At 70.7% G+C, this 22,996-nt stretch carries 22 protein-coding genes, 2 pseudogenes and 1 riboswitch; of the genes and pseudogenes, 13 read left to right on the forward strand and 11 right to left on the reverse strand.

The annotated features are described in order from the left end of the window. Nucleotides 1-92 precede the first annotated feature (92 nt). The 3 genes from LIV37_RS42720 to LIV37_RS42730 all read right to left on the reverse strand — a co-directional run bounded on the left by LIV37_RS42720 (nucleotide 93) and on the right by LIV37_RS42730 (nucleotide 2,298). The gene (locus tag LIV37_RS42720; protein ID WP_020873289.1) at nucleotides 93-1,037 is read right to left on the reverse strand and encodes a DUF1996 domain-containing protein; all 945 of its coding nucleotides are present in this window, start codon (nucleotides 1,035-1,037) and stop codon (nucleotides 93-95) included. Nucleotides 1,038-1,229: 192 nt separating this feature from the next. Beyond that, nucleotides 1,230-1,769, reverse strand: coding sequence for a DUF2165 domain-containing protein (locus LIV37_RS42725; protein ID WP_020873290.1), 540 nt, complete (start codon nucleotides 1,767-1,769; stop codon nucleotides 1,230-1,232). A gap of 154 nt (nucleotides 1,770-1,923) precedes the next feature. Then, entirely contained in the window at nucleotides 1,924-2,298 is a 375-nt protein-coding gene (locus LIV37_RS42730) for a hypothetical protein (protein ID WP_020873291.1), read from the reverse strand. Between the two features lie 337 nt (nucleotides 2,299-2,635). Here LIV37_RS42730 and LIV37_RS42735 point away from each other — a divergent pair, with 337 nt between their 5' ends. The 6 genes from LIV37_RS42735 (at nucleotide 2,636) to LIV37_RS42760 (ending at nucleotide 8,092) form a co-directional block, all read left to right on the forward strand. After that, nucleotides 2,636-3,109, forward strand: coding sequence for a carboxymuconolactone decarboxylase family protein (locus LIV37_RS42735; protein WP_020873292.1), 474 nt, complete (start codon nucleotides 2,636-2,638; stop codon nucleotides 3,107-3,109). A gap of 44 nt (nucleotides 3,110-3,153) precedes the next feature. Further along, the gene (locus LIV37_RS42740; protein WP_020873293.1) at nucleotides 3,154-4,110 is read left to right on the forward strand and encodes an RNA polymerase sigma-70 factor; all 957 of its coding nucleotides are present in this window, start codon (nucleotides 3,154-3,156) and stop codon (nucleotides 4,108-4,110) included. Beyond that, nucleotides 4,105-4,318, forward strand: a riboswitch (cobalamin riboswitch). It overlaps the preceding gene by 6 nt. Nucleotides 4,319-4,378: 60 nt before the next feature. Then, nucleotides 4,379-5,419 (forward strand): ABC transporter substrate-binding protein, encoded by a 1,041-nt coding sequence (locus LIV37_RS42745; RefSeq protein WP_020873294.1) that lies wholly within the window; start codon nucleotides 4,379-4,381, stop codon nucleotides 5,417-5,419. Nucleotides 5,420-5,460: 41 nt separating this feature from the next. Continuing rightward, nucleotides 5,461-6,474 carry a FecCD family ABC transporter permease gene (locus LIV37_RS42750; protein WP_121824948.1) on the forward strand — a complete coding sequence of 338 codons (1,014 nt, stop codon included), beginning with the start codon at nucleotides 5,461-5,463 and terminating at the stop codon, nucleotides 6,472-6,474. Further along, nucleotides 6,471-7,331: an ABC transporter ATP-binding protein gene (locus LIV37_RS42755; RefSeq protein WP_020873296.1), complete on the forward strand. Its 861-nt coding sequence runs from the start codon at nucleotides 6,471-6,473 to the stop codon at nucleotides 7,329-7,331. Before LIV37_RS42750 ends, LIV37_RS42755 begins: the two co-directional genes overlap by 4 nt. Nucleotides 7,332-7,405: 74 nt before the next feature. After that, on the forward strand, nucleotides 7,406-8,092 hold the full coding sequence (locus tag LIV37_RS42760; protein WP_020873297.1) for a response regulator: 687 nt from the start codon (nucleotides 7,406-7,408) through the stop codon (nucleotides 8,090-8,092). Between the two features lie 39 nt (nucleotides 8,093-8,131). Here the strand turns inward: LIV37_RS42760 and LIV37_RS52775 are convergent. Next, a pseudogene (locus tag LIV37_RS52775) lies at nucleotides 8,132-8,311 on the reverse strand (M1 family peptidase); the annotation flags it as partial. Nucleotides 8,312-8,923: 612 nt separating this feature from the next. Here LIV37_RS52775 and LIV37_RS42770 point away from each other — a divergent pair. The 4 genes from LIV37_RS42770 to LIV37_RS42785 all read left to right on the forward strand — a co-directional run bounded on the left by LIV37_RS42770 (nucleotide 8,924) and on the right by LIV37_RS42785 (nucleotide 11,668). Then, on the forward strand, nucleotides 8,924-9,409 hold the full coding sequence (locus LIV37_RS42770; RefSeq protein WP_020873300.1) for a hypothetical protein: 486 nt from the start codon (nucleotides 8,924-8,926) through the stop codon (nucleotides 9,407-9,409). A gap of 2 nt (nucleotides 9,410-9,411) precedes the next feature. Then, entirely contained in the window at nucleotides 9,412-9,804 is a 393-nt protein-coding gene (locus tag LIV37_RS42775; protein ID WP_121823842.1) for a nuclear transport factor 2 family protein, read from the forward strand. Further along, the gene (locus LIV37_RS42780) at nucleotides 9,788-10,372 is read left to right on the forward strand and encodes a CGNR zinc finger domain-containing protein (protein WP_020873302.1); all 585 of its coding nucleotides are present in this window, start codon (nucleotides 9,788-9,790) and stop codon (nucleotides 10,370-10,372) included. The genes LIV37_RS42775 and LIV37_RS42780 overlap by 17 nt, the downstream gene beginning before the upstream one ends. A gap of 120 nt (nucleotides 10,373-10,492) precedes the next feature. Next, nucleotides 10,493-11,668 carry an epoxide hydrolase family protein gene (locus tag LIV37_RS42785; protein ID WP_020873303.1) on the forward strand — a complete coding sequence of 392 codons (1,176 nt, stop codon included), beginning with the start codon at nucleotides 10,493-10,495 and terminating at the stop codon, nucleotides 11,666-11,668. Between the two features lie 55 nt (nucleotides 11,669-11,723). On the opposite strand, the pseudogene LIV37_RS42790 reads toward LIV37_RS42785, so the two are convergent. Beyond that, nucleotides 11,724-12,551, reverse strand: a pseudogene (locus tag LIV37_RS42790) (oxidoreductase); the annotation flags it as partial. A 176-nt stretch (nucleotides 12,552-12,727) separates the two neighbouring features. Between LIV37_RS42790 and LIV37_RS42795 the strand changes: the two are divergent. Next, nucleotides 12,728-13,519 (forward strand): heparin lyase I family protein, encoded by a 792-nt coding sequence (locus LIV37_RS42795; protein WP_020873304.1) that lies wholly within the window; start codon nucleotides 12,728-12,730, stop codon nucleotides 13,517-13,519. A 78-nt stretch (nucleotides 13,520-13,597) separates the two neighbouring features. Here the strand turns inward: LIV37_RS42795 and LIV37_RS42800 are convergent, their stop codons facing one another. From LIV37_RS42800 to LIV37_RS42820, 5 genes are all read right to left on the reverse strand, one after another. Further along, nucleotides 13,598-14,104 (reverse strand): inclusion body family protein, encoded by a 507-nt coding sequence (locus LIV37_RS42800; RefSeq protein WP_020873305.1) that lies wholly within the window; start codon nucleotides 14,102-14,104, stop codon nucleotides 13,598-13,600. Between the two features lie 4 nt (nucleotides 14,105-14,108). After that, nucleotides 14,109-15,956 carry a thiamine pyrophosphate-binding protein gene (locus tag LIV37_RS42805; protein WP_020873306.1) on the reverse strand — a complete coding sequence of 616 codons (1,848 nt, stop codon included), beginning with the start codon at nucleotides 15,954-15,956 and terminating at the stop codon, nucleotides 14,109-14,111. Continuing rightward, on the reverse strand, nucleotides 15,953-17,986 hold the full coding sequence (locus tag LIV37_RS42810; RefSeq protein ID WP_020873307.1) for a flavin monoamine oxidase family protein: 2,034 nt from the start codon (nucleotides 17,984-17,986) through the stop codon (nucleotides 15,953-15,955). The genes LIV37_RS42805 and LIV37_RS42810 overlap by 4 nt, the downstream gene beginning before the upstream one ends. A 498-nt stretch (nucleotides 17,987-18,484) precedes the next feature. After that, nucleotides 18,485-18,913, reverse strand: a complete 429-nt coding sequence (locus LIV37_RS42815) for an SRPBCC family protein (protein ID WP_020873308.1) — start codon at nucleotides 18,911-18,913, stop codon at nucleotides 18,485-18,487. 35 nt (nucleotides 18,914-18,948) lie between these two features. Next, on the reverse strand, nucleotides 18,949-19,959 hold the full coding sequence (locus LIV37_RS42820) for an aldo/keto reductase (protein WP_020873309.1): 1,011 nt from the start codon (nucleotides 19,957-19,959) through the stop codon (nucleotides 18,949-18,951). Nucleotides 19,960-20,101: 142 nt separating this feature from the next. Between LIV37_RS42820 and LIV37_RS42825 the strand changes: the two genes are divergently transcribed. Further along, the gene (locus tag LIV37_RS42825; protein ID WP_020873310.1) at nucleotides 20,102-21,040 is read left to right on the forward strand and encodes a LysR substrate-binding domain-containing protein; all 939 of its coding nucleotides are present in this window, start codon (nucleotides 20,102-20,104) and stop codon (nucleotides 21,038-21,040) included. Between the two features lie 2 nt (nucleotides 21,041-21,042). Here the strand turns inward: LIV37_RS42825 and LIV37_RS42830 are convergent, their stop codons facing one another. After that, on the reverse strand, nucleotides 21,043-21,567 hold the full coding sequence (locus tag LIV37_RS42830) for a MarR family winged helix-turn-helix transcriptional regulator (protein WP_121824946.1): 525 nt from the start codon (nucleotides 21,565-21,567) through the stop codon (nucleotides 21,043-21,045). A 179-nt stretch (nucleotides 21,568-21,746) separates the two neighbouring features. Here LIV37_RS42830 and LIV37_RS42835 point away from each other — a divergent pair, with 179 nt between their 5' ends. After that, the gene (locus LIV37_RS42835; RefSeq protein WP_020873312.1) at nucleotides 21,747-22,952 is read left to right on the forward strand and encodes an MFS transporter; all 1,206 of its coding nucleotides are present in this window, start codon (nucleotides 21,747-21,749) and stop codon (nucleotides 22,950-22,952) included. Nucleotides 22,953-22,996: the final 44 nt, after the last annotated feature.

Raw genomic sequence — 22,996 nt, forward strand, 5'->3', positions numbered from 1 at the left:
TGGGTGTGGGTGTGGGCGGAGCCCCCCGTCACGGGGCTCCGCCCACCGGCAGGACGGGGCCGCCCTGCCGGGCTGTGCGTTCTCCTCCTCGGTCAGGGACGGCCGTCGGCGCCGCACTTGACGATCACATTGATGCAGTCACGCACCCGCCGGGCCATCTCGTCCTCGGGCCACGCGTTGAAGAAGTCACCGTGCATGGTGTATCCGGCACCCGACGCCAGCTTGAGCCGTGCGGGGTCGCCGTTGACCGGGTAGCGGAGCACCTGGCGCAGCTTCGGCACGGCCACCGGGTGCGTCGCCGGGCACTGGCCGCCGACCGGGTACGCCATGTGGCTCTTGTGGTCGGGGGAGTCCAGGTCCTTCCCGTTCCAGCACTGCGGGAAGTCGAGGTAGGACTCCAGCATCGAGTCGGACGGGCAGTTCACGAAGCCCTTGGAGGGGTTGACCTCTCCGTGGTGCAGGCACGACCAGCGCGCGATGGACGTGGGGTCGCCGACGCCGGTGGCCTTGGCGTTGCCCGCCACGATCCGCAGCCCCTGGGGGAGCGGTTTGATGGTCGCGATCACATCTTCGCGCACGCCTTCACCGAGGTAGTAGAAGGTGGTGCCGGTGGGTTCGACCTCCTTGCCGCCTGCGTAGAGGGTGGGGGTCCAGTACGACGACAGGTCGGTGGTCGGGCTGCAACTGGTCCGGCCCCGCTTCAGGGCGGCCAGATCGGTGTGTGCGTTGGTCGAGTCGTTACCGAAGAAGCTGTGCATATGGGACGCGCCGGGGAGCCCCGGGAACACGATCGGGTCGTCCGGCAGCCGGTGGGTGAACGGGCACTCGGCGACGAACTCCGCGACGCGCACCGGTGCTTCGGCGCTCCGTGGGCTCGGCGCGGCCTTGTCGGTGGCGCGGAGCTCGGCCCGCGCACTGGCCGGGCCGGTGGACAGCATGGACAGGATGAGGCCGACGGCGGCGAGGACGACACCCGGTCCTCGCCAGCGGCCGAGGACGCGCCGTAACGGCGGGAAGCGCGGGGGTGTAGGCGACATGACTCTCCTTTCCGTGCGCACACGGGAAGAGCGAAAGAGCGGGAGAGGGAGCCCAGCGGTGTGGTCACGCGGGGCCGTCGGGAGAGCGCTCTCAGAGAGCGTTGCCGCGGACGTTAAAGGTGACTCAGGTCACTGTCAAGAGTCCGCGGCAACGACGAGTCCGTTGTCGCCTTCGAGCCCGTGGGGTTCCGATCAGTCCGTGGAGTCGAGCTCGGCCCGCTCGGTCGCGAGCGAGTGAATGAGCAGCAGCACGATCCCGGAGATCAGAAAGACGCGGGTGGCGGCCTCCAGCCCGTTCCACTGCTTGGACTGCCACATGGCGAACCACTCGCCGCCGATGGCGATGAACCCGGCGCCGAACAGCAGCATCAGCATCAACAGCCCCACGGTGCTGGCCTGACGGGCGCGGCGGACGCCGCCTCCGCGCAATCCCGCGCCCCACATGGCCGTCGCGGCGAGGAGGACCAGGGCGGCGACGCTCTCCCAGACGATGATGGCGACGTAGGCGGTGTCCTGGAGCGCGGTGGACTTGATGGCCCGCCACATCAGGTCGTCGTCCTTGAACGTGGTGTCCATCGCCAGGACATGGCGGACGAACTGCTGATTGCTGTCGAAGTCGGTGATGTTGCCGAGGGCGACAAGCGCGATGTACAGCGCGATCGTCCCGGTGAGCACTCCCGAGACGGCGGAGTAGGTGCGAGGGGAACGTATTCTGCCGGTGCGCTCGCTCACGATGACTCTGTCTCCCCGTTGTATTCCGTTGATCGGACCGAGCCGTAGCGTACAACTGTCTGGATCACGGCGGTCATGGACGCCGTAGGTGATGCGCTGCTGTGCCCTCCGGGATGGAGGTCCCGGAGGGCACGACGTGGTTTCCGCCGGAGCGTCAGCCGGTGAAGGTCAGCGAGGCGGTGGAGGACGACGGGCCGAAGCCGGGTGCCCCGGCGAAGGCGGCGGTGTACGTCGCCGCCGTGAGGGTGTTGGGCGGGACGACCACATTGGTGAGGGCGGCCACGCCACTGGCATTGGTGACCGCCGAGCCCAGTGGCAGCGGACCGGTGACGGCGTTGGCCGTGAAGGTGACGGTCTGGCCCGGCACGGGATTGCCGCTGACCGTCTCCTTGAGGGTGGCGCTCAGCAGCGGGATGACGAACTGGCCGGTCACGGGGTTGAGGGTGATGACGGTCGGAGAGGCGGTCAGGGTGGTCGCGAGCGTCACGGACGGCGTGAGCACGGTCACCGTGTCATTGTTGTTGGTCACCCACACCTGGCTGGGCGAGGTGTTGGGTCTGGGGCGCGTTGCCCACCGGGATGGTGGCGGGGTGGCACATGACACGGGACGGAGCGCCCATCCGAGAGCGCTGCCGACCGTCGTGGTCGGCGGCGAACTTCCCCGAAGGGGATGGGCTGCCGATCCGGGTTCATCAAACCCAGTAACGCAAAACCGCGGGGCGGTGACAAGGAAAGCGGGAGAAGTCACCCGTTCGGCTCAGCGGGTCCGGTGGCGGGGAGACGCAGGTCACATCCGTCCATGTCACAGGGGGGCGGGCTACCCCGTCTCAGGGGTGTAGCCACTGACAACCACGGAGGAGCACACCATGGACGCGCGACTGAACTACTCCGCCAGCCCGACCGCGGGCAAGGTCCTGGGGCCCGTCATGGCGGCGGGCAAGGCGGTCAAGGACTCGCCGCTGCCGCCCGCCACGCAGGAGCTGGTGGCGCTGCGGGTGAGTCAGATCAACGGCTGCGCCGCCTGCCTCGACATGCACACCAAGGAGGCCGCCGCGGCCGGTGAGACCGCGGTGCGGCTCAACCTGGTGGCGGTGTGGCGGGAGGCCACCGTCTTCACCGACGCCGAGCGTGCCGCGCTGGAGCTGGCGGAAGAGGGGACCCGGGTCGCGGACGCGGCCGGTGGCGTCAGTGACGAGGTGTGGGCGAACGCCGCCAAGCACTACGACGAGGAGCGGCTCACCGCCCTGGTGATCCTGGTCTCGTTCATGAATATGGTGAACCGGCTGAACGTCATCACCCAGCAGCCGGCGGGCGACTACCAGGTCGGGCAGTTCCACTGATCGGCGCGAGTCCGTCCGGCCGGTCGTTTTAGGGGGGAATCGGCGTGAGCGAGGTCGAGGCGTTCGAGGAGCTGCGGCCACTGCTGTTCTCGATCGCCTACCGGATCCTGGGCAGCGTGAGCGAGGCCGAGGACGCGGTGCAGGAAACGTGGCTGCGCTACGACGCCTCGGCCACCCGGCCCACGTCCGCCAAGGCGTATCTGTCGGCCACGGTGACGCGCGTCTCGATCGATGTGCTGCGCTCCGCGCGGGTGCGACGGGAGGCGTACGTGGGCCCGTGGTTCCCCGAGCCGCTGCTCAGCGATCCGTACCAGGATCCGGCCCGGGCGGTGGAGCTGGCCGACTCGGTGTCGATGGCGGCGCTGCTGCTCCTGGAACGGCTCAGCCCGCTGGAGCGGGCGGTGTTCGTGCTGCGGGAGGTGTTCGGCTTCGGGTTCGACGAGATCGCCGCGGCGGTGGGGCGGTCGGAGGCGGCGTGCCGGCAGCTGCTGGTGCGGGCGCGGCGCCACATGCGGGCCGGACGGCCTCGGTTCACGGCGGACCGGGAGGAGCGGCGGGAGCTGGCCACACGGTTCTTCGACGCGCTGAAGGACGGCGATGTGGGCGGGCTGCGGAAGCTGCTGGCCGCCGATGTGCGGCTGGTCGGAGACGGTGGCGGCAAGGCCCCGCAGCTGGCCAGGGCCGTCATGGGCGCGGAGAACGTGGCGCGGTTGCTGGGCGGTGTCTTCCCCTGGCTGCTGCGGATCGATGTGTCGTTGGAGCCGTGCGAGGTCAACGGCCAGCCCGGCGCGATCCTCCGCGACCGGGACGGCAGGGTGCTCCACACGCTGGCCCTCGATGTGCTCGACGGGCGGATCCAGACCATCCGCACGGTGATCAACCCCGACAAGCTCGGCCACCTCGGGCCGGTCGGCGACGCCTGGGCCGTGGACCGTGAGGTGAAGCGGGCCCGCAGGCGGCCGAACCGACCGCGGGACGTGGCCGCTCGACGCTCTTGGTAGTCTCGGGGAGCCAGTCGTGCCACATCCGAGGCCAGGGAATCCGGTGCGAATCCGGAACTGACGCGCAGCGGTGAGGGGGACGGGCGGGGCATGTGACACCACTGGGAGGAGTCCGTGACGGCCGAGGGGCCGTCGCGAACGAGCACCGGGAAGGGGCCCCGTCCGGACGAGCCCGAGTCCGAAGACCTGCTGGCACCTCCGCGCCCGGCGCGCGGAGGACGTCCGTAGGCCAGGCTCCGCGAACGAGCCCCGACCACCGAGGCTGCCCGTGCTCCGTTCCGCCCGCCGTACCGCGGCGCTCCTGCTCGCCCCCGCCCTTCTGCTCACCGCGTGCGGTGGCTCCGGCCATGACGACGCGGACCCCGGAAGGGCCGCCGGTTCGGGCTATCCGCGCACGATCGACAACTGCGGCCACAAGGTCACCTTGAAGTCCGCCCCGAAGCGGGCCCTGTCGCTCAACCAGGGCACCACGGAGATCCTGCTCTCGCTCGGCCTCGCCGACCGCATGGCCGCCACCGCCACCTGGACCGATCCGGTGATGAAGGGCCTGGAGAAGGCCAATGCCAGGGTGGAGCGTCTGGCCGACAACGCGCCGTCCTTCGAGAAGTCCCTGGACGCCGAACCCGACTTCGTCACCGCCTCGTTCGTCTCCACCCTCGGCAAGGGCGGCGTGGCCACCCGCGAGCAGTTCGAGAAGCTGGGCGTGCCCACGTATGTCTCGCCGTCCGACTGCGCGGCGGGCAGGGACACCGAAAGCGGTGGCGACGGCGCCCGCGGCAAGCCCCTCACGCTTGATGTGGTGTACGGCGAAATACGCGACCTGGCCCACGCGTTCGGTGTCGACGAGCGCGGTGAGAAGCTCGTCGCGCGGCTGCGGGAGCGCGTCCGCAAGGCCACGGACGGAGTGGACGCCTCCGGTGTCTCCCTCATGTACTGGTTCGCCAACTCCCAGTCGCCCTACCTCGCCGGCTGCTGTGGCGCGCCGGGTGCCATCACCCGGGCCGTAGGGGCGGAGAACGCCTTCTCCGACACCCACGACGAGTGGCCGCAGATCAACTGGGAGACCGTGGCCGACCGCGACCCGGACGTCATCGTCCTCGGCGACCTCACGCGCAAGCAGCAGACCGCGGAGACCGCCAGGGCGAAGATGCGCTTCCTCGAGACCAACGCCGCCACCCGCAACCTCACCGCAGTGAAGAAGAAGCGGTACATCCTGCTGAGCGGGCAGGCCATGAACCCGTCCCTCCGTACGGTCGAAGGGGTGGAACAGGTCGCCGCCGGGCTGCGCGACTTCGGGCTCGCCAAGTGAGCACCCGTCGAGTGAGCACCCGACACCCGGGCATCCACCGTGTGAGCGCCCGCCTCCTGCTGCTGATCGCGGGAGGGCCGGCCGCGCTGCTCGCGTCGGTCGCGTTCGCCGTGACCATCGGCCCGGCCGACATCTCCACCGCCGACGTATGGGCGGCGGTCACCGCCCATCTCGGCCTGGGGAAGAGCACCTTGCCGCCGCTCCGGGACGGCATCGTGTGGAACCTGCGCATGCCGCGCACACTGCTCGCCGCGGTGTGCGGGGCGGGCCTGGCCCTCTGCGGGGCCGTGATGCAGTCCCTGCTGCGCAATCCACTGGCCGACCCGTTCGTGCTCGGGGTGTCCTCGGGTGCCTCCACGGGTGCCGTCACCGTGGTCGTGCTCGGCGTGGGCGGCGGGGCCGTGTCCCTGTCGGCGGGCGCGTTCACCGGTGCGCTGGTGTCGTTCGGCCTGGTGCTGGTACTCAGCCACAGCCTCGGTGGCAGCACCGACCGCGTGGTGCTGTCCGGGGTGGCCGCCATGCAGCTGTTCTCCGCGCTGACCTCGTTCATCGTCCTCACCTCCGCGGACGCCGACACCACCCGGGCCGTGCTGTTCTGGCTCCTCGGCTCGCTCACCGGCGCCGGATGGGGCGATGTACTGCTGTGCACCGGCGTCCTGGCCGCCGTCCTCGTGGTCTGTCTCGGCCACGCCCGCACCCTGGACGCGTTCGCCTTCGGGGAGGAGGCCGCGGCGGCGCTCGGCGTCCGGGTGGCCCGTACCCGTCTCGTCCTGCTGTGCGCCACCGCGCTGCTCACCGCGACCCTGGTCAGCTCCGCCGGGGCCATCGGCTTCGTCGGCCTGGTCCTCCCGCACGCCACCCGCGCCCTCACCGGGTCCGGCCACGCCCGTCTGCTGCCGGTCACCGCGCTGGCCGGGGCCATCTTCCTGGTGTGGGTGGACACCGCCGCCCGCACCGTCATCGACCCCCAGGAGGTCCCGGTGGGCGTGGTGACGTCCCTCATCGGCGTACCGGCCTTCGTCGCCGTGCTCTACCGCGGCCGGAGGAAGACATGACCGACTCCACCGCGAAAACCCCCGGCTTGGAGTCCGCCGCGGAAACCCCCGGCTTGGAGTCCTCCGCCGCCGCCCCGGAAGCGGCGTCCGGGCTCCGCGCGGACCGGGTCAGCCGCCGCACCGACGGCCGGCTGATCGTCGACGGCATCACCCTCGCCCTGCGGCCCGGCGAGACGGTTGGCCTGCTCGGCCCCAACGGCTCCGGGAAGTCAACCCTGTTGCGGCTGCTCGCCGGGATCCTCGCCCCCTCCGCCGGAGTGGTCGCCCTGGACGGCCGCGCCCTGGCACAGGTCGGCCGCCGCGCCACGGCCCGCCGTATCGCCACCGTCGAACAGCACGCCCACACCCAGACCGAGCTGACCGTGCGCGAGGTGGCGGCCCTCGGCCGCATCCCGCACCGGCGCGCCTGGGCGTCGGCCTCCGCGACGGACACCCGGGCCGTCGACGCGGCCCTGGAGCGCAGCGGACTGACCGACCGGGCCGGTCAGTCGTGGCACACCCTCTCCGGTGGCGAGCGCCAGCGCACCCAGATCGCCCGGGCCCTCGCCCAGGAACCGCGCGAGCTGCTGCTCGACGAGCCGACCAACCACCTCGACATCCAGCACCAGCTCGATCTGCTCGACCTCGTCGTCAGCCTGCCGATCGCCACCGTGATCGCCCTCCACGACCTCAACCTCGCCGCGATGTACTGCGACCGGCTGCTCGTCCTCCGCGAGGGACACGTCGTCGCCGAAGGCACTCCCGGCGATGTGCTGACCCCGTCCTTGATCAAGCGGGTCTACGGCGTCCAAGCCGATGTCAGCCACGATCCGGGCCACCCGGTCATCCGCTTCCTGCGCCGGACCCCGAAGCAGTGAGACCCCGGTCACCGAAGCCGTGAGACGGTGGGCGGTATCCTGCCAACCGGTCGCACGAGCGAAGGATCCACCACGTGAGCGATGCGGCGGACACACGGCCTCCCGCGGACGCCCCCATCCGTGTGCTGATCGCGGATGACCAGGCGATGGTGCGCACCGGGTTCCGGCTGATCCTCGATTCCCAGCCCGGAATCGAGGTGGCGGGCGAGGCCGCCGATGGCTCCGAGTGCGTGGAGCTGGCGCGACGGCTGCGTCCCGAGGTGTGCCTGGTCGACATCCGGATGCCGAACCTGGACGGCCTGGAGGCGACCCGGCTGCTCGCCGGGCCCGGAGTGGTGGATCCGCTGCGGGTCGTCGTGGTCACCACGTTCGACCAGGACGACTACGTGGACACCGCGATCCGCAATGGAGCCTGTGGCTTCCTGCTCAAGGACGCCGGTCCCGAACTCCTGGTGGAGGCGGTGCGGTCGGCCGTGCGCGGTGGCGCGATGGTGTCTCCGGCGGTCACCGTGCGGCTGCTCCGGCAATGGGCGAGCCGCCCCCGCCGCGTCACCCGGGCGAACCCCCTGACCGGCCGGGAGCTGGACATCGCCCGGCTGGTGGCGGTGGGCCGGACCAACCAGGAGATCTGTGCCGAACTGCACCTGTCGCTGTCCACGGTGAAGACGCACCTGAGCAACATCCAGGCCAAGCTCACCGTCCGCAACCGCGTCGAGATCGCGGCCTGGGCCTGGGACACCGGAGCGGTGCGCGCCCGTTAGCCGGGCGTACGGCCCGGGCCCACGGCGCGCCGCGAGCCGTCAGGACGTGTGCCAGTCGGGATGGCCGGGCATGGCCGGGAGCCCCTTGGCGTACAGCCAGGACCGGAGGAACGGCCCCAGATCGCGGCCGGCGACGCGGCTCGCCAGACGGATGAAGTCGGCGGTCCCCGCCGTGCCGTCGCGGTGCTCCGCCACCCAGGCGCGCTCGATGCGCCGGAACGTGGCCTCGACCGAGAATCCCCGGCCGCTGGACACCGGGTCAGGGGGAGTCACCCGCAGCTCCTGACCGGAGCGGTTCCAGGTCGCCTGGTGGCCGTCGACCGTCACCGAACGGACCGTGGTCCCGGTCAGATCGAGGTTGAAACGGGAGAGGGGGCGGGTGGCCCGGCCGTGCAGGGTGGTGGTCGCCGTGTACGTCTTGAGGTCCTCGGCGAAGCGCAGCGCCAGGGCGGTGTGGCGCACCGTATAGCCGCCGTTGCCGAGCCCGGGGTGCAGCTTGTCCCCGATTCCGGCGGCTCCGGGCGCGGGGGTGTGGGTCTCACCGGCGGACGCCGCGTCGGGGGTGCGGCCGGCCGCGCCCGTCAGGGCGGTGGCCAGCGCCGTGACGATCCACGGCGTGAGGGTTGAGTTGCGTGTGTGACGAGCCATGAGCCCAGGGTTGCCCGGATGGCGGCGGCCTTGGATCACCCGGACAGCGGGTTCATGGCGATCGGCATCGGCCAAAAGAACGACCGGACCAGCCTCGGCGGCCGGTCCTGGTGACAGGTGTTGCGCGGAAGTGACGACACCTGCTAATCATTTAACACGTGTCGTTGAAGAGGAGGGCGGGCCATGGGTGCGCAACGGGGATCGGTCGTGCTTCGGCAGCCGCATCGCCCTCGGGCCATCGGCTTCCTGGGCCTGGAGACGGTCGGTGACTGGGCCGTGAAGGCGTACGGCATCAGCGCGTGGACCGATGCGCCGCGTCCCGCGCTGGTGGCCGCGACCGTGGCGGCCGCGGCCACGGTGCTGCCCGGCCCCGCCCGGACGGACAGCCGCTATGGCATCGGGTTCGCCATCGCGCATGACGCGGCCGACCGCTGTTTCGCGCTGGTGGACTGGTGGCACGGGGAGAACGAGATCCATCAGCGACTGTTCTCAGCACCCCTGGAGCAACCGGACGCGCTGACGCCGCACCCCGGTGAGGCCATCGGCTGCGTCTGGGAGCTGGCCGTCACCGACTTCGAACGCCGGGCATGGCTGCGCCATGTGCTCGCCAACCCCGAGAGCCCGGACACGGATGCCTATCTCACCGCTCGTTTCGCAGGAAGGGTCTAGTCATGGGGATGACACCGGAACGGCTGGCGGACTTCGGCGAGGCATGGCGGCGGAAGGATCTCGACCTGCTGATGGAGTTCATGGCGGAGGAGTGTGTGTTCCGCGCGTCCGTCGGCCCGGAGCCGGGCATGACCTTCCGCGGCCGGGCCGAAGTGCGCAAGGGTTTTGAACTGATGCTCGCCTACGACGCGGGGCTGGAGTCGCGGCCCGGTGGGTCGGCCTTCGTCGCCGGGGACCGGGGCGCTGCCCAGTGGTCCTACACCGGTACCGATGCCGATGGCCAGGTCCATGAGGTGCACGGCTGCGACATGTTCGAGTTCGACGGCGATCGGATCCGGGTGAAGGACGCCTACCGGCGCGTTCACGGAGACATCGGTCATGCTGCCACCGACTAGGGCCGAGGACGTCGAGGGCCTCCCGGTGGGCATCGCCCTGCTCCATCACTTCGCCAACACCGAGGACCGCCGGGGGTTCGTGGCGCACGGGCGGCGCCTTACGGGGCACGACGCGCTCGCCACGCCCGTCGATCTGGAGCGCTGGCTGCGGGAGCATGACCTGCTCGTGGGCGACGCCCCCGGCACCAAGGCCCATCAGGGCCACCTGACCAGGGCCCACGAGCTGCGCACGGCGCTGCGGGCGGCGCTGCGCCAGGACGCGGAGGGTGACGGCCAGGGTGGCGAAGCCGCGGTCGGCTACTCCTTCCACGTCACACTGACCGCCGGTCACGGCGCCCGTCTGACCATCGCCGCCGACCCCGTGGACACCGCCCTCGCGCACATCGTCATGTCCGCGCTGACCGCCACCGTGAATGGGACCTGGCATCGGCTCAGGATGTGTCCGGCCCCCGACTGCCAGTGGGTCTTCTACGACAACTCCCGCCCGGGCCGGGCCAGATGGTGCTCACCTCAGCTGTGCGGCAACCGCGCGAAGACGCAGGCGTATCGCCGCCGCCAATCGACCTGAATCGTGAGGAGGCCGCACCCGCGCCTCTCAGTCGGTGCCCGGCCCGAGACCACCGTGCCCGCCCTCAGCGGCCCCGGCATCCCCGACGACTGACACGGGCGGCTTGTAGGCTTACGTGGCATGCCGGATGCCCCGCCCCGAGCCGAGCCGTTCACCCCGCGGACCGACCCCGCCGCCATCGAGGACCTCCGCGCGCGGCTGCGCGCGACCCGCTGGCCGGACGCGCCCGAGGACGCCGGGTGGGCGCTCGGGACCGACCTCGCCTACCTCCGTGAGCTCGTCGCCTACTGGGCGGACGGGTTCGACTGGGCGGCGCAGGAGGCGGCGCTCGCCCGGCTGCCCCGGTTCCGCGTCCGGCTCGGCGGCCTCGGGATCCACTTCGCACACGTCAAGGCCGCCGCCCCGGCCGGGCCCGCCCTGCCGCTGGTGCTCAGCCACGGCTGGCCGGACTCGTTCTGGCGCTATACGAAGGTCATCCCGCACCTCACCGACCCCGGTGCGCACGGCGCCGACCCCGCCGACGCGTTCGACGTGGTCGTGCCCGACGCGCCGGGCTACGGGTACTCCGACCGGCCCACCGGCCCGCCGCTCGACTCCATCGCCGTCGCCGGGCTGTGGGCCGAGCTGATGGACGTCCTCGGCTATGCGCGGTTCGGCGCGGCGGGCGGGGACATCGGCAGCCATGTGAGCCGCTACCTCGCGCTCGACCACCCCGGCCGGGTGGCGGCCGTGCACCGCATGGACGGCGGACTGCCCGTCTTCACCGGCGACCCGGCGGACCTCACGCCCGAGGAGCGCGCCTGGTTCGAGGGCGTCACGGGCTGGGGCGCGGCCGAGGGCGCGTACGCCGCCATGCACCGCACCAAGCCGCAGACCGCCGCGGTCGGGCTCACCGACTCACCGGCCGGGCTGGCCGCGTGGATCGTCGAGAAGCTCCGGGCGTGGAGCGACTGCGACGGCGACATCGAGCGGAGCTTCACCAAGGACGAGATCCTCACCAACGTCACGCTCTACTGGTTCACGGGCACGATCGGCTCCGCGATGCGCATGTACCACGCCAATGCCGCCATCCCGCCCGCGCAGCACGCCCGCCGGGTCGAGGTGCCGTCCGGCTTCTCGCTCTTCCGCGGCGATATCGTCCGCCCGCCGCGGGCGTGGCTGGAGCGCACCACGAACCTCGTGCGGATGACCGAGCCCGCGCGCGGCGGACACTTCGCGCCGTTCGAGGAGCCCGAGCTCTACGCGGAGGAGCTGCGCGCCTTCTTCCGTCCCTACCGGGCGGCGGCGACGGGCTGAGATCCGGTTCCGGCACCGCTGCCACACCCTCAGGGCACGGGGCCGGCTCACGGGTCGGTGTCCAGCGCTGGTGGACGGCCTGGTCGGCGGGGTCGGGCCGGAGCAGTGACAGCCGGGGCCGTACGGCGTCGGTGCGCGCGGCCGGGGGTTTGCGGGCGCCCGCGCCGAACTGCGCCGGCCATGCGGCGCCCGGGCCCCGGTAGTCCTGCTCGGCCGCCGCGTGCAGGGTCCAGTGCGGGTCGTACAGATGGGTGCGGCCCACGGCGCACAGATCGGCACGCCCCGCCAGCAGGAGGGAGTTGACGTCGTCGTACGAGGCGATCGCGCCCACCGCGATGACCGCGGCGCCGGTGGCGGCGGCCACCTCGTGGCGGATGCGGTCGGCGAACGGGGTCTGGTAGGAGCGGCCGAAGGCCGGGCGCTCGTCCTTGGTGACCTGGCCGGAGGAGACGTCGATGGCGTCCGCGCCGTGGGCGATGAACGCGCGGGCGATCTCCACGGCGTCATGCTCGGTGTTGCCGTCCGGGACCCAGTCGGTGGCTGAGATGCGCACGATCATCGGCCGTTCCGCGGGCCATGCCTCCCGTACGGCGTCGAAGACCTCCAGCGGGAAGCGCAGCCGGTTCTCCAGCGGGCCGCCGTACGCGTCGGTGCGGCGGTTGGCGACGGCGGCGATCCGGTCCATATCGGTGCGGGTGAGCTCGCGCGGCACGGCCGAGCCGGGGCCGTACGGCAGCGGGGACGGGCCGACGACCTCGCAGTTGTCCCGCGGCAGCGGGTCGTCCATGCCCTCCCACATCAGCCGGGTCGAGCCCTTGCGGCCCGAGTGGCCCAGCTGGAGGCCGATCCGGGCGGTGCTCCGCTCATGGACGAAGGAGACGATACCTGCACCGGTACCGCCCCGTCCTGGACACGGTCACCCGCCGCGATCTCCATGCGCGCTAGGGCAGGGGCATCATCGGACCTATCTTCAGCCTTGATGTGGACACGCCATGCGCCGAGCGCTAGCTTCTGGGGAAAGTCCAGACCTGCATCATAACTCCTGGGAGGATTGATCGGATGTTAGCGAAACGGGTCGGCAATCGGATCCAACTGCTCTGCGTCACCGGCGCACTGGTCGGCGGCCTCGCCCTCAGCGGCGGCACCGCGGGGGCCGACCCGGTGCGGGACGCGGGTGTCCAGGCGCTGCCCGCCGGGGTCTACTTCCAGAACGAGGGCACCGTCCAAGGGTGGTCCAACTACCCGCAGAAGCCCCAGAAGCAAGGCGTCATCCGCAATGTCACCACCCCCGCCTATAAGGGCGGCAACGCCATCGAGGCCAAGCAGACGTACATCAACGAGGGCGGTGGCTACCACTCCGAGACCATACAGGCGTCCACCCAGGCCGTCGGCCAGGACCGCTACTACGGCCAGGCCGTCTACGTCGCCCCCAACTGGCAGTTCCACAACCAGAACGTCACCTTCCAGCAGTGGTCGCCCGAGGATCCCGAGGGTCCCTGGGAGCTGATGTTCTTCCAGAACGACGAACTGCGCATCGGCGGATCCGGCGGTTTCAGCGCGAACGTCGCCAAGGTGACCGATCTGCGCGGTAAGTGGATCCGGATCGTCACACGCCTCAAGTTCCACGCGACCGACGGCGCCATCGAGATCTGGGTCAACGGGGTGAAGAAGTACAGCAAGACCGGCGTCACCGTGCTGCCCAAGACGTCGAACACGATCCGCTGGTCGTCCGGGATCTACTGCACCGGCTGGCGCGAGAACCTGCCCGCGGGCCCGTCGGAGCTCTCCGTCTTCCACGACCAGGCGCGCATTGCCAACTCCTACAGCCTCGCCGAGCCCGCCAATTGGTGACACGGCAGGCAGGGGCTTCCCGCCTGACCGGCGGGAAGCCCCTCCTCGGGTGCCGCTACCCGACCGCGGGGAGGGCCGTCAGGAGCGCTTCTCGATGGTGATGAACGGGTCCCACTGGAAGTACCCGACCAACTGCTGGTCGCTGTCCAGGACCTGGAAGTAGAAGTGGTAGGTGACCTCGCCGATCTTGTTGACGTCCGCCTCCCAGAAGTGATCCTCGTAGTCCTGTGTCTCGAAGTCGGGCCGGTCGGTGGCCCCTTCCTTCGGGATCGGATAGGTGCCGTCGGCGACCACGATCCGCGGGACGCTGATGAGCGGGTCGCCGCTCACGTACCGGTACAGCAGGGCGCAGTACTCGCTGTTGAGCGACAGCGTCGTCTCGCGCCACCTGACGATGTCCCTGGGGTTGGCCCGGAAGTTCAGCTCGGCCCCCGAGGTGCCGACGACACGGTCCTGACGCGTCGTCATATAGATCAGGCTCTGGTCGACATACGTCGGCGCGTTGTAGTCCTTTGACGCGTCGGGATACTGCTTGGCGATCGAGTACGCGTCGAACGCGATCAGCACGTTGATGATTTCCGACATGCTCCTACTCCCCTTTCACTTTGTATGCCATCGCCCGCGGGTAGTCGTGCCGGTGCAGGCGGACCCGGACCAGCAGCGGTCCGGAGTTGACCGGGTCGGTCGGGTCGGTGAGGCGGACCAGCAGCTCGTCCAGCTCGGCGGCGTGCGCCACGCTGACCCCGTGCGCCGGGGTCTTCTTGCCGGAGAAGACATCCGCCAGCCGCTCGTAGTGCCACGGGTGGAGGACGTTGTAGAAGTCCGCGCCCTCCGTGTCATCGGCGCCGTGGGAGTCCCGGCCCGCGTAGTAGGACGGGTGCACCAGCATCTGCTCGATGCCGTAGAAGTGCCCGTTGTCCATCACGAAGACCACCGGCCGCAGCCCGAGCCTGGTGTGGGTGGAGATCTCCTGGCAGGTCTCCTGGAAGGCGCCGTCGCCGACGAACACCATCGGGCGGGCGTGGCCGCGCTCGGGGGCGAGCGCCGCGCCGGTGGCCGCGCCCACCGACCAGCCGATGGACAGCCAGCTGACCTGCGACAGGAAGCCGCCCGCGGGCAGGGTCAGGTTCATCGAGCCGATGAGGGAGAACGCGGCGTCGGAGACCACCGTCCAGCTCTCCCGGGTCTCCTTGGCCAGGAAGTGGTTGATCCGGTCGAACACCCCGTCGTACGTGAGCCGTTCACCGGAACCGGACGACGAGCCGCCGGCGCGGAGCGTCGTGGCGCGGTGGTCCTCGAGGGAGGCGGGACGGTCCCCGGCCGCGCCGTGGTGGGCGTGGGCCTCGGCGAAGTAGTCGGCGGTCAGGCCACCGGAGCCGAAGCGCGCCACCAGCGCGTCCCGGAGGGCCGGTATCAGCCGGGCGAGCTGGACGTCGGGGAAGTACTGGGTGCCGACGCTCACGCCGCCCCGGGCCGCCACCACCCAGTCCGTGCCGACAGCCAGTTCACCGCCGAGGTTCTTCGAGGTGGACCAGGTGCCGAGGCCGATCCGGCAGGTGGCCCAGTCCTTGAAGACCGAGTGCACATCCGGGTGGCTGGCCTTGCCGTTGTAGACGCCGTGGAACTGCGGCAGCCGCTCGTCGAGGACGGCCTTGGCGCCGACGGTGGTGCAGAACGGCACCCCGGTGGCCTGCGTCAGATCGGAGAGCTGACGGTCCAGGCGGAACCGCTCGACCTCCTCGCCCGCCCATACGATCGGGCGGGGCCTGCCGTCCGGTCCGGGGTGCGCTTCGACCAGGGCGAGGATCGCGGCGACGGCGGTCGCCAACATGGCCTGGTTGCGCGCGCTGAACGGCCGCTCGCGGCGCAGCAGCGGCGCCTCGGCCACGGCACACGGCTCGTCCCACAAGTCCTCCATCACCTCCAGGTAGACGGGCCTGCGCTCGGACAGGCAGGCGGTGAGCGCGGCGTCGATCTGGCCCGGGGCGAGGCCCGGGTTGGAGATGACCTGCGCCTCCACGGTGACCTGCCGGTAGGCGTCCAGGTTGCTCTCCCGGCGCGGGCTCATATGGGAGGTGAGCAGGCCGAGGGCACGGTAGTTCTGCCACTGCTCGTACGGCGGGCAGGCGTTGATGGCGATGAGCGGGACGTGCTCCACATACGCCCCGCCACAGGCGTTGAGCAGGTTGAACGCGCCGACGCTGTAGGTGACCGCGGCCGCGCCGATGCCATGGAGACGGGCGTAGGAGTCGGCGGCCTGGCCCGCGCCGCCCTCGGTGGGGGTGCCGACCCACTCCACGTCGCCCTCGGCCCGCAGAGTGGTGAGGAACGGGCCGAGGTGGTTGCCGGGCACCCCGAACAGATGGGTGATGCCCAGCTCGGCCAGGCGGCGCGCCAGATAGCGGGCGACCGTGCACTCGGGGGTGATCTCGGTCATGAACTGCCCTTCTGGTCCGGACCCGGGGTGGTGAGGGGCGGTGCCTGGTGGACGGCGGTGGCGGCGCGGACGGCGCTCTCCAGGGCGCCCTCGATCCAGGCGTGCTTGAGCGAGGTGTGCTCCCCGGCGAAGTGCACCGGGCCCTCGGGGCGGGAGGCGTCCAGGTGGAAGCTGGTCATCTGGTGCGGGGTGTACGTGGCGGCCTCGCCGAAGGCGTACGGGTCGCGGGCCCAGCTCTTGGTGGCGCCCAGGCCGGTGAAGAACACCTCGATGCGGCGTCCGTGCAGGGCCTGGAGGTTGCGCAGGGCGTAGACATAGCGCTCCACCTCGCGCATGGAGTCCCAGCGCGCGGCGTCGTCGGACCAGGAGTACGAGGCGAGCACCACACCGCCGGTGCTGCCCTCGACCGGGTGCGAGGGGTAGTACATGAACCGGTTGGGGTTGTCGGTGGCGGAGCCGCCACCGAAGCAGTGGGTGGCGGGGCGCACGGCGGGGCCGCGCAGTGGCATGGTGCTGTTGACCTGGCGCAACTCCTCGGTGACACCGCTGTCCTTGACCGCGGCGCCGAGCAGGTCGCGGCCCGCCTCGGCGAGCGCGGGCACGGGATCGGTGCCGGTCCCGCCGCGCTGGTAGTAGTCGTAGAGGCCCGGTGTGATGCCGTCGAGCTCCTCGCGCCAGTCGTCCTCGGTGAACTCCCACCACCGGTGGCTGAACTCCAGCAGCACCTTGGTGGCCGAGTCGTAGTGGGTCTCGATGATGGCGCGGCGCTTCTTGTACGACATCGAGGGGACGATCTCCACGAAGCGCAGGGTGGAGAACGGGATGGCGACGATCGCCAGGTCCGCGGTCCACAGGCGGGTGGGGCCCGCCGGGTTGTCCTCGGCGACGGTCTGCACGGCCACGCCCCAGCCGTCGGGTCCGACAGCGCCGGTGCCCTCGGGGGCGGAGTCGCGGCTGGGGTCGAAGTACTCCAGGCGGATCATGCGGTGACCGAACCGCACCTCGTCGCGCAGGCCCCGGTGGAGGGCGTCCGGCAGTCGCCAGCTGCCGCCGGGTATCTCCCAGTAGCGCACACCGGGGCTGATGTCGGTGTGGCTCAGGAAGCTGTGGAAGAAGGAGAGATGGAGCCGCGACGACATGTTCTCCAGCGTTCCGACCGCCTCGATGGCCTCGTCGCTGAACCCTGCGTAGTCGCGCAGGAAGCCGCCCATCGAATAGCCGTCGAAGTCATGGATCACCCGGGCCCAGCCCTCGATCCACTCCTCGAGCGGCTTGTTGACCCGCTTGCCGTCCACGACGTCGGAGTAGTAGTCCCGCACGCTCTCCAGCGCGTCGTCGACCATCCGCACGGCGGGGGCGCGGACCTCGTCGTCGGTGAGGTGGAAACCCTCGTTGATCTTCTCCGGGACGGCGCTGTAGTCGGCGCGCCGCACCTGGACGCGGTTGGTGCGGATCCAGGTGTTGCCGCGCTTGTCGGGCTCGCGGAAGTCGGGGCTGTCGTCGCCGTAGGTCCAGGTGCGGCCGGTGAAGGAGGTGTACGTCACCGGGGGGACGGGGACATCGGGGCCGCTGCCGGTGGCGGGGTCGACGTCCACGTTGTAGAACAGGCGGCGGCCGAGCCCGAGTTTGTCGACGAGGGCGAGGACGAGCGGATGGAAGTCGGGCAGCCGCATGGCGCCGGCCTCGGCGTACTGGGCGGCGTCGTCGAACGGCTGGTGGTGCTTGGTGGTGCGGAAGGTCTTGATGCGCCCGCCGGCACGGCCGGTGTTGGCCTCCAGGATGGTGACGTCGTGGCCCGCGTCCTTGAGCAGGCGGCCGGCCACCAGGCCGGTGATACCGGCGCCGATGATGAGGATCTTCTTGCGGGGGTGGCGGGTGACGCCGAGGCTGCCCGTGTCGATGAGGGTGTGGAGATAGCCGAGTTTGAGGTCGGTGTCGTCCGGTCCGATGAGGAGGAGTTCGCGGGCCAGCTTGAGACAGGTCTGCCAGCGCGCACGGGTGGCGGAGTTATCGCGTGGAGCGTCGGTCATAGCTTGCGATCGTAGATTTGCAGAAACGATTTCCCGTTTCTTTCGAAAGGTAATGTATGGGTAAAGTCCTAAAAGGGCGGACCTTATGGCTGACGGAATTTCGACTTGCTGGATTTTCCCTGGGAGGAGCCCGGGATCCGGCTGGGGCAGGTGCTTCACCAGGGGCCGAAGGGGAAGGGAGGAGCGGCGGCGTCAGCGTCTCGGCGAACTCGACGGCCATCGCGACGACGGGCGCAACGGGGCCAGGTCGGCCATGCTCGCGATATGGACGGACGTCGAACTCCTGCCCGATAATGAAGTAAGGCGCGCCGCAGCGATACCTGTGGCCGCTCGAATGCCGTTCAGAAACTCATTCCGGCGGATCCGGCCGCCCATCCGAATTGGTTTCAGGCCGTCGGGGACGTGACGTACGGGAAACGAGATGAGCGGGTTTCCGGCGCGCCGGAAACCCGCTCATCTGCCGTACGGGGACTTAAGTCGGAGTCGTCACCGCTTCCTTCAGGCGGCCCGGTCCGCCAGGGTGTTGCGCAGGGCGGCGAGCCCGTCGGCGTAGATGCCGTGGAAGAGCGCGACGGCTTCGTCGTCGCTGACGCCGGTGGGGGTGAACTCCCCGGACCACTCGACGCGCGACGCGTCGGACCGGCCGGGGACCTCGCGCACGCGCAGCGTGGAGAGGTAGTCGGTCACCGGGAACGGCGCCTCCAGGATGGCGTAGCTGTACGAGCGCGCCGCGTCGTCGAAGGCCACGAGCCGCTCGACGATCACGCCGCCTTCCTCGTTGCGCAGCCGGCGGACGCGGCCGCCCTCGGCGGCGACGCTCTCGGAGATGTACGGCAGCCAGTCGGGCAGCGCGTCGAAGCCACCGATGAGCTGCCACACCCGATCCGGTGGTACGGGCAGGTCGAGGGTGGCGGTGGTGGAGGCCATGGAGATGCTCCTGTCGGGGTGGGGGAGGGGGGTCGTCAGGCGGTGGGCAGGGGCGCGAGGGGGGAGACCAGTCCGGCCTCGCGGAGCTCGGTCCAGAAGGCCGCGGGGACGGCCTCGTCGAGGGCCGCGACGTCCTCGGCGATACGGCTGGGCCGGGTCGCGCCCGGGATCACGGCGGCGGCCGCCGGGTGGGCCAGCGAGAACTGCAGGGCGGCCGCCTTGACACTGACGCCGTGCCGCTCGGCGAGCTCCTTGATGCGCGCCACCTTCTCGATGATGTGCGCGGGCGCGTCCTGGTATTCGAAGTGGGTGCCGCCCGCGAGGATGCCGGAGCTGTAGGGGCCGCCGACGACGAGGCTGATGTCCTGGTCGGCCGCCGTGGGGAGCAGGCGCTGCAGGGCGCGGTCGTGGTCCAGCAGGGTGTAGCGCCCGGCGAGCAGGAAGGCGTCCGGCTTCGGCTCGTCCAGGTCGAGGGTGAGCTCGATGGGTTCGACGCGGTTGACGCCGAGCCCCCACGCCTTGATCACGCCCTCGTCGCGCAGCTGCTGCAGGACGCGGAAGGCGCCGGTGCGGGCACTCTCGTAGACGGCGAGCCACTCGTCACCGTGGAAGTCCTGGGCCACGTCATGGACCCAGACGATGTCGAGCCGGTCGGTGCGCAGGCGCCGCAGGCTGTCCTCGATGGACCGCTTGGTGGCGTCGGCCGTCCAGTCGTGTACGAGCTTGTTGGGACGGCCGTGCTCGAACAGGCCGCCCTTCTCGCCGAGTTCACGGGTGGCGGGGTCCTCGACCTCGTCGAGGATGACGCGGCCGACCTTGGTGCTGAGCACGTAGCTGTCGCGGGGGCGCCCGGCGAGCGCGTCGCCGAGGCGTATCTCCGCCAGGCCCGCGCCGTAGAAGGGGGCGGTGTCGTAGTAGCGGATGCCGTGGTCCCAGGCGGCGTCGACGGTCGCGGCGGCCTCCTCGTCGGAGACGTCGCGGAACATGCTCCCCAGCGGGGCCGTGCCCAGTCCGAGGCGGCCCGGCAGCAGAGACGTGATGGTCATGAAGTGTCCTCGCGGAAAGAGGGGAAAGGGACGGACTCATGGCTCTCGGCCGGTCCGCCGTTCGTTCGCCTCCGACGTTAGGATCGGGACTTCAGACTGTCCAAGACTCTCTTGGATAAACTTGAGTCCTCGGAGGTCTTACATGCTTGACCTGCGACAACTGCGCTACTTCTGTGCCGTGGCCGAGACCGAACACGTCGGCCGCGCCGCCGAGCAACTCCACATCTCCCAGTCTCCCCTCAGCAGGCAGATCGCTCAGCTGGAGAAGAACCTCGGCCTGACCCTGTTCGAGCGCAGCCAGCAGCGCATCCGGCTCACCCGCGACGGTGCGATCTTCCTCGGGGAGGCCCGGGCGCTGCTGCGCCACGCCGACCGGCTGGAGAACCTGGGCCGTCGGCTGGGCAGGGGCGAGGAGGGCGGGCTGTGCATCGGCTACGTGGCCGACGCCATGCACACCGGTGTGCTCCCGGGTGCGCTGCGCCGGCTCCAGGAGGAGAGCCCCGGCATCCATGTCGCGCTGTACAGCATGGCCGCGGCCGAGCAGTTCGAGGGGCTGCGCCAGCGCAGCCTGGACATCGCCCTGGTGCGGGAGGAGCCGGGCCGCGACGACCCCGTGCTGCGGGCCGCGCCGCTGCTGGAGGACCCGTTGCTGCTGGTCCTTCCGGCGGGCCACCCGCTGGCCGCGCGCGAGACGATCTCGGCGAAGGATCTGGACGGACAGCCGTGGATCGCGGTCGAGGAGCCGGGCGACCCGGCGTGGCGGGACACGTTCGTCGCCTCGTGTGTGGCCTCGGGCTTCACCCCCGACATCCGGCTCGACGCGGCGGATCCCCTGACGGCACTCGGCCTGGTGGCCTCCGGCCTCGGGCTGGCGCTGGTGCAGAAGAGCATGGTGCGCGGTGCCACGGAGGCCGTGGCCGTGCGCACACTGCCCTGGCATGAGGCATCCGTCCACCTGTGGGCCGTCTGGCACCACGTCGATCTGCGGCCGGTCGTCGCCTCGTTCCGCGAGACGGTGCTGTCGGACGAGCGGGAGATGGCCGCGGCGCCGCCGGCCGGTGGCCTCGCCTCCGGGGTGTGAGGTCAGCCGGGGAGCTCACACCCCGGAATGGGGGGCTCACACCCCGGAATTCGGAGTGACGAGGCGTCAAGGGGCGACGCCTCCAACGAGGCCACGGCCGCGACCAGGGTGGTGAGCCTCGGGTCCCGCGCCGCCAGGTCGAGCGCCTCGCGCAGGGCGCCTTCGTACGTCGGCCGGGCCTGGCCGAGCAGGAGCAGTCCGGCCTCGGTGACATTGGTGTAGATCCCGCGCCGGTCGGTGGGGCACAGGTAGCGGGAGAGGAGTTCGCGGTCCTCGAGCCGGGCGACCAGGCGGGTGGTGGCGCTCTGGCTGAGGGCGACCGCGTCGGCCACCTGCTTCATCTGCAGATGGCCGTTGTCCCCGTCGTGCTGTCGGCTCAGGACGTCCAGGACCGCGTACTCGCGGGCACTGAGCCCATGGCTGGTGTGGAGCACCCCCTCGAGATGCGTCTCGATCCTGCTGTGCAGCAGTGACAGGGCGCACCAGCTCTGGGCGAGGGGGGTGGCGACGAGGTCCGGTGTGGTCATGGGCGGTGTGGTCATGGGTGCCTCCTGATGCGGGGTGGGGCGGGGCCCGGTCGGGGGTCCGCGGCGGCGACGGTGACGTGATACACAGCATGAGCAATATAGCGCGCTTGCAATTACTGCGTCTGCAAGTATTGTGGATGCTCGTAAAGGGCGGTAGCAATCACTTGGAGTGAACTTTCATGCCCATCGCACTGCTGGCCCTCGCCATCGGGGCCTTCGGGATCGGAACCACCGAGTTCGTGATCATGGGCCTGCTGCCCGAGGTCGCCGGGGACTTCGATGTGTCCATCCCCACCGCCGGGTTCCTGGTGACCGGCTACGCGCTCGGCGTCGTGGTCGGCGCGCCGCTGATGACCGCGCTCGGTACGAAGATCTCCCGCAAGCGCATGCTGATGCTGCTGATGGGGCTGTTCGTGGTGGGCAATCTGCTCTCCGCGGTCGCCCCCGCCTTCGGCGTGATGGCCGTGGGGCGGATCGTCGCCTCCTTCGCGCACGGCGCGTTCTTCGGCATCGGATCGGTCGTCGCGGCCGACCTGGTCGCGCCCGAGAAGAAGGCCGGAGCCATCTCGATGATGTTCACCGGCCTGACCATCGCCAACGTCGTCGGCGTGCCGCTGGGCACCTCGATCGGCCAGTCGCTGGGGTGGCGGACCACCTTCTTCCTCGTCGCGGCGCTCGGCGTGATCGGCCTGGCGGGCATCGCCAAGCTCGTTCCCGACATCCCCAAGCCGGAGGGTGTGCACCTGATCCATGAACTGGCGGCCTTCCGCAACGCACAGGTGCTGCTTGCCATGGCGATGACCGTGCTCGGCTTCGGCGGTGTCTTCGCCGCCATCACCTACATCGCGCCGATGATGACCGAGGTCGCGGGCTTCGCGGACTCCTCCGTCACCTGGCTGCTGGTCCTCTTCGGCCTCGGCATGGTCGGCGGCAACCTCCTCGGCGGCCGGTTCGCCGACCGGGCGCTGATGCCGATGCTGTACGTGTCGCTGGGCGCCCTCGCGCTGGTCCTGGCCGCGTTCACCTTCACCGCGCACAACAAGGTCGCGGCCGCCGTCTCCATCGCCCTGGTCGGCGCCCTGGGCTTCGCCACCGTGCCCCCGCTGCAGAAGCGGGTGCTGGACCACGCGGCGGGTGCCCCCACCCTCGCCTCCGCCGTCAACATCGGCGCCTTCAACCTGGGCAACGCGCTCTCGGCCTGGCTCGGCGGCCTGGTGATCTCGGCCGGACTCGGCTACACCGCGCCCAACTGGGTCGGCGCCATCCTCGCCGGCTCCGCCCTGGTCCTCGCCGTCCTCTCGGCCGCCCTGGAGCGCCGCGACGCCCGCCGCGGCCACGACGGAGCCACCACCGGACCGGCCCCCGCGTTCACCGGCCGGCACTGAGCCACCCCGTACCGGCACTGAGCGCCACCCCGTACCGGCGCTGA

Origin of the sequence: Streptomyces rapamycinicus NRRL 5491 (assembly GCF_024298965.1) — a bacterium.
GTDB lineage: Bacteria > Actinomycetota > Actinomycetes > Streptomycetales > Streptomycetaceae > Streptomyces > Streptomyces rapamycinicus.

Coding starts and splice junctions, on each gene's coding strand:
- LIV37_RS42815 (WP_020873308.1), bottom strand. CDS start 18,913: ATGGCCTCCACCACCGCCACCCTCGACCTGCCCGTACCACCGGATCGG.
- LIV37_RS42825 (WP_020873310.1), top strand. CDS start 20,102: ATGCTTGACCTGCGACAACTGCGCTACTTCTGTGCCGTGGCCGAGACC.
- LIV37_RS42720 (WP_020873289.1), bottom strand. CDS start 1,037: ATGTCGCCTACACCCCCGCGCTTCCCGCCGTTACGGCGCGTCCTCGGC.
- LIV37_RS42830 (WP_121824946.1), bottom strand. CDS start 21,567: ATGACCACACCGGACCTCGTCGCCACCCCCCTCGCCCAGAGCTGGTGC.
- LIV37_RS42780 (WP_020873302.1), top strand. CDS start 9,788: ATGCTGCCACCGACTAGGGCCGAGGACGTCGAGGGCCTCCCGGTGGGC.
- LIV37_RS42770 (WP_020873300.1), top strand. CDS start 8,924: ATGGGTGCGCAACGGGGATCGGTCGTGCTTCGGCAGCCGCATCGCCCT.
- LIV37_RS42785 (WP_020873303.1), top strand. CDS start 10,493: ATGCCGGATGCCCCGCCCCGAGCCGAGCCGTTCACCCCGCGGACCGAC.
- LIV37_RS42810 (WP_020873307.1), bottom strand. CDS start 17,986: ATGACCGACGCTCCACGCGATAACTCCGCCACCCGTGCGCGCTGGCAG.
- LIV37_RS42805 (WP_020873306.1), bottom strand. CDS start 15,956: ATGACCGAGATCACCCCCGAGTGCACGGTCGCCCGCTATCTGGCGCGC.
- LIV37_RS42735 (WP_020873292.1), top strand. CDS start 2,636: ATGGACGCGCGACTGAACTACTCCGCCAGCCCGACCGCGGGCAAGGTC.
- LIV37_RS42800 (WP_020873305.1), bottom strand. CDS start 14,104: ATGTCGGAAATCATCAACGTGCTGATCGCGTTCGACGCGTACTCGATC.
- LIV37_RS42775 (WP_121823842.1), top strand. CDS start 9,412: ATGGGGATGACACCGGAACGGCTGGCGGACTTCGGCGAGGCATGGCGG.
- LIV37_RS42755 (WP_020873296.1), top strand. CDS start 6,471: ATGACCGACTCCACCGCGAAAACCCCCGGCTTGGAGTCCGCCGCGGAA.
- LIV37_RS42820 (WP_020873309.1), bottom strand. CDS start 19,959: ATGACCATCACGTCTCTGCTGCCGGGCCGCCTCGGACTGGGCACGGCC.
- LIV37_RS42835 (WP_020873312.1), top strand. CDS start 21,747: ATGCCCATCGCACTGCTGGCCCTCGCCATCGGGGCCTTCGGGATCGGA.
- LIV37_RS42795 (WP_020873304.1), top strand. CDS start 12,728: ATGTTAGCGAAACGGGTCGGCAATCGGATCCAACTGCTCTGCGTCACC.